Origin of the sequence: Streptomyces calidiresistens, from assembly GCF_014141525.1 — a bacterium.
In the GTDB taxonomy this organism is placed as follows: domain Bacteria; phylum Actinomycetota; class Actinomycetes; order Streptomycetales; family Streptomycetaceae; genus Streptomyces; species Streptomyces calidiresistens.
The window spans coordinates 1-8,005 of the sequence record NZ_VKHS01000183.1 but is presented as its reverse complement, the minus strand read 5'-3'; the positions used below and the strand labels follow the sequence as shown (position 1 = coordinate 8,005).

General features: G+C 73.5%; 7 protein-coding genes and 1 pseudogene. 6 read left to right on the top strand and 2 right to left on the bottom strand.

Features of this window, described 5'->3' with window-relative positions; translation table 11 throughout:
- The first annotated feature begins 93 nt into the window (after positions 1-93).
- From FOE67_RS10310 to mmuM, 3 genes are all read left to right on the top strand, one after another.
- A complete protein-coding gene (locus tag FOE67_RS10310; protein WP_182662804.1) occupies positions 94-465 on the top strand; it encodes a nucleotide pyrophosphohydrolase in 372 nt (123 codons plus the stop codon).
- A gap of 94 nt (positions 466-559) precedes the next feature.
- The gene (locus FOE67_RS10305; RefSeq protein ID WP_182662802.1) at positions 560-1,480 is read left to right on the top strand and encodes an LLM class F420-dependent oxidoreductase; all 921 of its coding nucleotides are present in this window, start codon (positions 560-562) and stop codon (positions 1,478-1,480) included.
- Positions 1,477-2,481, top strand: coding sequence for a homocysteine S-methyltransferase (gene mmuM, locus FOE67_RS10300; protein ID WP_182662800.1), 1,005 nt, complete (start codon positions 1,477-1,479; stop codon positions 2,479-2,481). Before FOE67_RS10305 ends, mmuM begins: the two co-directional genes overlap by 4 nt.
- A 680-nt stretch (positions 2,482-3,161) precedes the next feature.
- Here mmuM and FOE67_RS29150 read toward each other — a convergent pair.
- Entirely contained in the window at positions 3,162-3,629 is a 468-nt protein-coding gene (locus tag FOE67_RS29150) for a chromate transporter (RefSeq protein ID WP_323384643.1), read from the bottom strand.
- Positions 3,630-3,984: 355 nt separating this feature from the next.
- A pseudogene (locus tag FOE67_RS29145) lies at positions 3,985-6,216 on the bottom strand (transglycosylase domain-containing protein); the annotation flags it as partial.
- A gap of 393 nt (positions 6,217-6,609) precedes the next feature.
- Between FOE67_RS29145 and FOE67_RS10290 the strand changes: the two are divergent.
- From FOE67_RS10290 to FOE67_RS10280, 3 genes are all read left to right on the top strand, one after another.
- Complete coding sequence (locus FOE67_RS10290; RefSeq protein WP_228473736.1) at positions 6,610-6,981, top strand: WhiB family transcriptional regulator; 372 nt, start codon at positions 6,610-6,612, stop codon at positions 6,979-6,981.
- Between the two features lie 262 nt (positions 6,982-7,243).
- On the top strand, positions 7,244-7,399 hold the full coding sequence (sp36, locus tag FOE67_RS10285; RefSeq protein WP_182662796.1) for a Sp36 family protein: 156 nt from the start codon (positions 7,244-7,246) through the stop codon (positions 7,397-7,399).
- Complete coding sequence (locus FOE67_RS10280) at positions 7,396-7,887, top strand: RidA family protein (protein ID WP_182662794.1); 492 nt, start codon at positions 7,396-7,398, stop codon at positions 7,885-7,887. The genes sp36 and FOE67_RS10280 overlap by 4 nt, the downstream gene beginning before the upstream one ends.
- Positions 7,888-8,005: the final 118 nt, after the last annotated feature.

The following is an 8,005-nucleotide window of genomic DNA, read 5'->3' as shown; positions in this document are numbered from 1 at the left end:
CTGGTATGCAGGGGGCGTGATCACCGCATCCCCCGGCCCGAGGGCCGTCCCCCCGTCCGCCGTCGTCTCCCGGCCGCTCCCCGGGGGCGCGGCGTGAGCGCCCCCGCCCCGGACGCCGGGGCGAGCGGCCCCTCCGACCTCACCCGGCTCGGGGATCGACTGACCGAGTTCTCCGAGGCCCGCGGCTGGCAGCGGTACCACCTGCCGAAGAACCTGGTGGCGGCGCTGGCGGTGGAGGCGGCCGAACTCCAGGAGATCTTCCAGTGGATGACCCCGGAGGAGGCGGCGGCGGTGATGACGGACCCGGAGACCGCCCACCGGGTCCGTGACGAGGTCGCCGACGTGTTGGCCTACCTGCTGAGGCTGTGCGCGGTGCTCGACATCGACCCGGCCGCCGCGCTGGACGCCAAGATCGAGCGCAACGAGACCCGCTTCCCGCGCCCGGACACCACCGGCGGGGAATGAGCGCGATGCCCGGGGAGGGCGGGGCGCGACGGGAGGACCGCTGTTCGGTCGGTCGTTCCGCATCCGCCCCCTCGAACACCCCAGAATGGGGGGCATGGAACTGCGTATCTTCACCGAGCCCCAGCAGGGCGCTTCCTACGATGATCTGCTCGCGGTCGCCAGGGCCACCGAGGATCTGGACTTCGGTGCCTTTTTTCGTTCCGACCACTACCTGACGATGGGCGGGGACGGCCTGCCGGGTCCGACGGACGCCTGGATCACCCTGGCCGGCCTCGCCCGCGAGACCCGTCGCATCCGGCTCGGCACGCTGATGACCGCCGCCACCTTCCGCCTGCCCGGGGTGCTGGCGATCCAGGTGGCGCAGGTGGACGCGATGTCCGGCGGACGGGTCGAGCTGGGCCTGGGCGCCGGCTGGTTCGAGGCCGAGCACACCGCCTACGGCATCCCCTTCCCCAAGGAGAAGTTCCCCCGGCTGGAGGAGCAGCTGGAGATCGTCACCGGCCTGTGGGCCACCCCGGTCGGCGAGACCTTCTCCTACAGCGGCACCCACTACACCCTCACCGACTCCCCGGCCCTGCCCAAGCCCGCGCAGCCCAAGCCCCCGGTGCTCATCGGTGGTATGGGTGCCACCCGCACCCCGCGCCTGGCGGCGCGGTTCGCCGACGAGTTCAACCTGCCGTTCGCCTCGCTGGAGACCTCGGCCCAACAGTTCCGCCGGGTCCGGGAGGCGGCCGAGAAGGAGGGCCGCTCGCCCGATGACCTGATCTACTCCAACGCCCTGGTGGCGTGCGTGGGGCGGGACGAGGCGGAGATCGCCCGCCGGGCCGAGGCCATCGGTCGTGAGCCCGCCGAGCTGCGCGAGAACGGCCTGGCCGGCACCCCCGACGAGGTGGTGGAGAAGATCGGCCGCTACGCCGAGCTGGGCGCCTCGCGCGTCTACCTGCAGATCCTCGACCTGTCCGACCTGGATCACCTGGAGCTGATCTCCTCCCGGGTGCGGACGCAGCTGTCGTGACCGACCCGACCGGCACCGGTGCGTCCCCCGACGGGGTGCCCGGTGCCGGGGCGGGGCTCCCCCCGCTCACCGAGCCGTTGCCCCTGGACGGCGGCCTGTCCGCGCAACTGGCCGCGGCCGGTCACGAGCCCGGCGGGGAACTGTGGACGGCGGCCGCGCTCCTGGACGCCCCCGACGCCCTGGTGGCCGCGCACGGTGCCTTCCTGGCGGCCGGGGCGCGGGTCCTGCTGACCGCCTCCTATCAGGTGTCGCGGAGGGGCTTCGCCGCCCGGGGGGTCCTGGGGGCGGAGGCGGACGGACTGATCGGCCGGTCGGTGCGGTTGGCGCGGGCCGCCGTCGCGGCGCGGCCGGCGGGCGGTGAGCAGGTGTGGGTGGCGGGCTCGGTGGGCCCGTACGGCGCGGTGCTGGGCGGCGGTGCGGAGTACCGGGGGCGCTACGGCGTCGGGGCCCGCGAGTTGGAGCGGTTCCACCGTCCGCGGCTGGAGGCGTTGGCGGCGGCCGGCCCGGACCTGCTCGCCCTGGAGACGCTTCCGGACCAGGACGAGAGCGCGGTGCTGCTGCGGATGGCACCGGAGTTCGGGCTCCCGGTGTGGGTCTCGTGGACGATCGAGGGGGACCGCACGAGGGACGGCCGGCCGCTGGAGGAGGCGTTCGCCTCGGCGGTCGGGGTGCCCGGCGTCGTGGCGGTGGGGGTGAACTGCTGCCGCCCCGGGGACGTGGGGCCGGCGGTGGAGTCCGCCGCCTCGATCACCGGTCTGCCGGTGGTGGCCTATCCCAACAGCGGGGAGACCTGGGACCCGGTGCGGCGGCGCTGGACCGGCCCGCCGACGCTCCGCCCGGAAGCGGTGGCGGGGTGGGTGCGGGCCGGGGCGCGACTGATCGGCGGGTGCTGCCGGGTGGACGCGGAGCGGTTGGCCCCCGTGGCGGCGGCGGTCCGGGAGGCGGCCCCGGGGACGGGTCCCGCTTCCCCCGGAACGGATGCGGCACCGCCGTTCGGGTGAAATCGGCGACGAGGAGGCGCGGGCGCGGTCCTCCCGGGGCGCCGTTCGAGGGATCCCGGGGCGTTCGAGGCATGCGGATCAAGCCGTCTTCCCCGGCGTCGGACGGCCCCCGGGAGCGTGCCCGGGAGCCGCTGCCGGGAGTTCGGCGCCGGACGGAGGCGAGACCGTTCCCGGGCGCAAGAGGGCCGAAAGGCTTTCGGGGAAGGGGTGAGCGGGCCCCTCCGGAGAGTGTTCGACGGGTGTTCGATGACGGAGAGAAGCCGGCCGAGGGTATGACATGAGGTAATTGGTTTAATACTCAAGGTGACCGGATCATGTCCCTCCGGCGTTCCTCCGTTGGGAGGAACGCCTTCCGCTCCGGCAGACTCGGCGACGGCTTCCCCGCCGACCGGTTCCCGGGCGACGGTGCCGTCGAAGGGGAAGCCGGGTCGTGGTGACACCCCCGCGAGTGCAGGGTGGGGGAACATGCGACCGGCGGTTCCGTGGTCCCGTGGGGGGTACCACACGGGCCGCGCGCCCGGCTTGCCTCCCCGCACGGCCACCGGCGCGCGGCCCCGAACCGCGCAGGGGAAGACGGAGCCGGGCGCCGAGAGGCCGGACCGACCGCGTGGGGGCGGGGTCCGGGCCGCGCGCCCGGCTACCGTCGGTCCGGACGATCCCGGCACGCGCCCGGGGCGTGTTCAGGGGAGGGGCAACCCCACGAGCCCCGCGAGCACACCCAGCGCTCCCGCGCCCACCAGGGTGCCCACCACGCCGCGCCGCAACCCGATCAGCCACCCCGCCGCGAGCAGCAGCACCACCGCCTGCCACGGCTCCGACAGCGCCGCCGCCAACGGCACCGCCGACCCGGCGATCGCCCCCACCACCGCCGGTCCCGCCCCGTGGAAGAAGCCCCGCACCGCCGGGACGGTCCGCAACCGCTCCAGGGAGCGGCCACCCCCCAGCACCAGCAGAAAGGACGGCCCGAAGGCGACCACCGCCGCCACCAGGGCGCCGATCACCCCGCCGGCCGCCCACCCCACCACCGAGACCGTCTGCACCACCGGACCGGGCGTGATCTGCCCCAGCGCCACCGCGTTGAGGAACTCGGGGTCGGTCATCCAGCCGTGCCGCTCCACGGCGTCGGCGTGCATCAACGGGACGATCACGAAGCCGCCGCCGTAGGACAGCGCCCCCACCTTGTAGGCGGTCCAGGTCAGCGCGGACAGCCCGGCGGCCAGGGCGGTGGCGGGCAGGGCGGCGAGCAGCAGCCACAGCCGGCGGTCGGTCCGTGTCCGTCGCCTCCCCGGCTCCGTCCCCGAAGCCGACCCGGGTCCCCCGGCGCCGGCCGTCGGCTCCCCGGGGCGGGCGGCACGCCGCACGCCGACCTCCACCAGTCCGGCCCCGACCAGCACGAGCACCAGCCACGGACCGGCGAGGACCGCCCCCGCCGCCCCCGCCGCCCCGGTTGCCGCCGAGGAAGCCGGACCAGTCCTCGCCGGGATTGCCCCAGTCCCACTCGCCGGGGTTGCCCCAGCCGCCGGGATTGCCCCAGCCGCCTTCCCAGCCGCCGTTGTCCTCGCCGGTGCCGCCGTCGCCGGGCTGGGGGGCGCCGCCGCTCCGGTTGTCGCCGCCGTCACCGTTGTCGCCGGCGTCGCCGTCCTCCTCCTCGGCCTCGTCGGTGTCGCCGCGCGGGACGTTGACGTGGTTGAACGGGGTGGCGGGCACGCCCTCCAGGGCGCCCTGCATGGCGCTGCGCCAGATCGGGCCGGCGACGCTGCCACCGCCCGCCTTCTCCCAGAACTGTCCGGCGATGGTGATGTTCACCATCTCCACCAGGTTGGTGTCGCCGCCGACGCGGACGGCGGTGGACAGGTCGGGGGTGTAGCCGACGAACCACACGTTGCGGCGGTTGTCGGAGGTACCGGTCTTGCCGGCGTTGTCGCGGCCGCTGAGACCGACCTGGGCGCCGGTGCCGTCCTCGACCACGCCCTGCAGCATCATGTTGACGGTGTCGGCGGTGCGCTGGGACATCACCCGGGCGCACTCGGACTCGGGCACCGGAAGGCTCTCGCCCTCGGCGTCGGTCACCTCGAGGATCGCCACCGGCTCGCAGTGGGTGCCGCGGTTGGCGAAGGTGGCGTAGGCGTTGGCCATCATCAGCGGGGTGGTCTCCTGCCCGCCGAGGGTGACGCTCGGGTAGGCGGACAGCGGTGCCTCGCCCTCGCCGCGGCGGACGCCGAGCTTGTCGGCCATGGTCACGGTCTCGCAGAGACCGGCCTCCTGCATCAGCAGGACGAAGTAGGTGTTGATGGAGCGGCCGAGGGCGTCGGTCATGTCCCAGGCGCCGGTCATGGTCTGGGACTCGTTCTTCAGCTCCCACAGCTCGGTGCCGGCGGGACCGCCCTCGCAGGTGGTGAACTCCCGCTCCTCGATCTCCATCTCGAAGTCGGTGGCGTACACCTGCGCCGGGCTGATGCCCTTCTCCAGGGCGGCGGCGGCGGTGATCGGCTTGAAGGTCGAGCCGGGCTGGAAGCCGAAGCTGGTGCCGCCCATCTCGCTGGAGACGTTGAGGTTGAGCTGGGTCTGGTGGGCCTCGGCGTCCAGGCCGTAGGGGCGGCTCTGGGCCATGGAGAGGATGTGGCCGGTGCCGGGCTGGATCTGGACGACGGCAGCGGTGACCTCGTCGTCGGGGTTGGCGCCGGCCTTGGCGGCCTCGGCCGCGGCGGTCTGGGCCTGCGGGCTGAGGGTGGTGCGGATGGTGAGACCGCCGAGGGTCCAGCGGGCCTGGCGGTCCTCCTCGGTCTGACCGAAGACGGGGTTGCTCAGGAACTCCTGGCGGACGTAGTCGCAGAAGAAGCCGGCGTCCCGGGTGGCGGTGATGCAGCCGTTGCGGGGGCTGCTGAACTCCAGCTCCAGGTCGCGGCCGCGCGCCTCACGGGACTCCTCGGCGGTGATGTCGCCGACCTGCTCCATCCGGTTGAGGACGGTGTTGCGGCGCTTGAGCGCCTCGTCCGGTGAGTTGATCGGGTCGTAGCGGCTGGGGGACTGCACCAGGCCGGCGAGCAGGGCGGCCTCGTGCAGTTCGAGGTCGGCGGCGGGCTTGGAGAAGTAGCGCTGGGAGGCCGCCTCGACGCCGTAGGTCTGCTGGCCGAAGAAGGTGATGTTGAGGTAGTTCTCGAGGATCTGGTCCTTGCCCAGTTCCTCCTCGACCTGGATCGCGTACTTCAGCTCGCGGATCTTGCGGCCGATGGTCTGCTGGGTGGCGGCGGCGACGGCCTCGGGGTCGTCCCCGGCGGCCTCGACGAAGACGTTCTTGACGTACTGCTGGGTGAGGGTGGAGGCGCCCTCGGCGGTGCCGCCCTCCTCGATGTTGCGGTTCAGGGCCCGCAGGACGCCGCGCAGGTCGATGGCGCCGTGCTCGTAGAAGCGGGCGTCCTCGATGGCGACGATGGCGTCCAGGAGGTAGGGGGACATCTCGTCGATGGGAACGACGGTGCGGTTGCGGGCGTAGACCTCGGCGATCTTGCCGCCCTCGGAGTCCAGGATGGTGGTCTTCTGGCTCAGCGGGGGGCGGGTGAGGTTCACGGGGAGTTCGTCGAACCCCTGAATGGTGGTCTTGGCGGCGAGCCCCAGGGAACCTATGGCCGGCAGGGCGAGCCCTGCCAGCACGGCCCCCGCCAGGACACTGACCCCCAGAAACTTCGCCGCCTGCTGAGCGGTGGTCAGCCCACCACCCGGTCGCTTCGCTCCCATGACGGCCAGCGTACGCGGCGAAACGTCGGACAGGCGCCCGGGTGTTCGCCTACTCTGGTCACGTGTCCCACACAATCACGTGGAGGTCAACTCGGCAATCACTCTTTGGAGTGATTCCGTCGCGCGATTCGCGGGATGCCCCGACCCCCGAGGGTTGAGAAATCTGATGGTCGTTTGCGACGAATGACCGATTTCGTCCCCGTGTCGACAGGGGTACATGCTCACTCGAACGGGTGACATTGGGCCCCGGCATAGTCCAAACGGGTCATTCGAGATTAGGCCCACCGGGGGTGTTGTGCCGCGCCCACCTTCCGTAACGTCCTCAACCGGCAGGGGTGAATATGCCACTTGCCGCCGTGGGGGAGCCTCGATTCGGGAGAGGACGGCACCGGCATGGGCTGGGTTACCGACTGGAGCACGCAGGCGGCGTGCCGAGCGACCGATCCGGACGAACTGTTCGTCCAGGGGGCCGCGCAGAACAGGGCGAAGACGGTGTGCACCGGATGCCCGGTACGCACGGAGTGCCTCGCCGACGCGTTGGACAACCGCGTCGAGTTCGGGGTCTGGGGAGGGATGACCGAACGGGAGCGCCGCGCGCTGTTGCGCCGTCGCCCCACCGTCACCTCGTGGCGGAAGCTGTTGGAGACCGCGAAGCTGGAGTACGAGCGCTCGCTCGGCCTCGGCGCCCCCGGCCGGGCCGTCCCCGGCCGCACCGCCTCACCCGGGGCGGCCGGCACCGGGGCGGGGCCGGCCCGGGTGGCCTGAGGAACGACCGGCACGCGGCCGGCCGGTGGGAACCCCGGCCGGCCGCGGGACCGGGGCGCGAACACCGGTGGGGGAAGCCGCCGGAACGCGGCCCCCGGCCGGGAGGACGCGTCCACCGCGCCCCCTGGGCACCCGGTACCGCCCGGCGGGCCGCGGGCCCGTACGACGGGCCCCCGCGCGGCGCGCGGGGCCCCGGGGGCACGCGCCCCGCGGGGGCCTCCCGACGCTCGGCACGATGGGCGGCTCCCGCTAGAGTCGGGCCATGACCAAGTGGGAGTACGCGACCGCACCGCTCCTGGTGCACGCCACGAAGCAGATCCTGGACACCTGGGGCGAGGACGGCTGGGAGCTGGTCCAGGTCGTCCCCGGCCCGAACAGCGAGCAGTTGGTGGCCTACTTCAAGCGGCCCAAGCAGTGACCGGCCGCGTCGACGCCCGTCTCGCCGAACTCGGCCTGACGCTGCCCGATGTGGTGCCGCCGGTGGCGGCGTACGTGCCCGCCGTCGTGAGCGGCCGTCACGTGCACACCTCCGGTCAGCTGCCGATGGTGGAGGGAACCCTCTCGCTGACCGGCAAGGTCGGCGCCGAGGTCACCCCCGAGGAGGGCCGGGAGCTGGCCCGCACCTGCGCGCTGAACGCCCTGGCGGCGGTGAAGTCCGTCGCCGGCGACCTGGACCGGGTGGTGCGGGTGGTGAAGGTCACCGGCTTCGTCGCCTCGGCCCCGGACTTCACCGGCCAGCCGCAGGTGATCAACGGCGCCAGTGAACTGCTGCAGGAGGTCCTGGGAACCCGGGGCGTCCACGCCCGCAGCGCCGTCGGCGTGGCGGTCCTGCCCCTGGACTCGCCGGTCGAGGTGGAGATCACCGTCGAACTGGAGGGCTCCGCGGAGGACTCCGCCGGCCTCTGAGCCCGCCCCGGATCGGCCGCCCCTCCCCGGGGACGGGCGGCCGATCCGACCGGGCCCCGGTACCCGCCCCGGACCGGGGACCGTCGACGCCACCGGCCGACCCACCGAACGCCCCTCC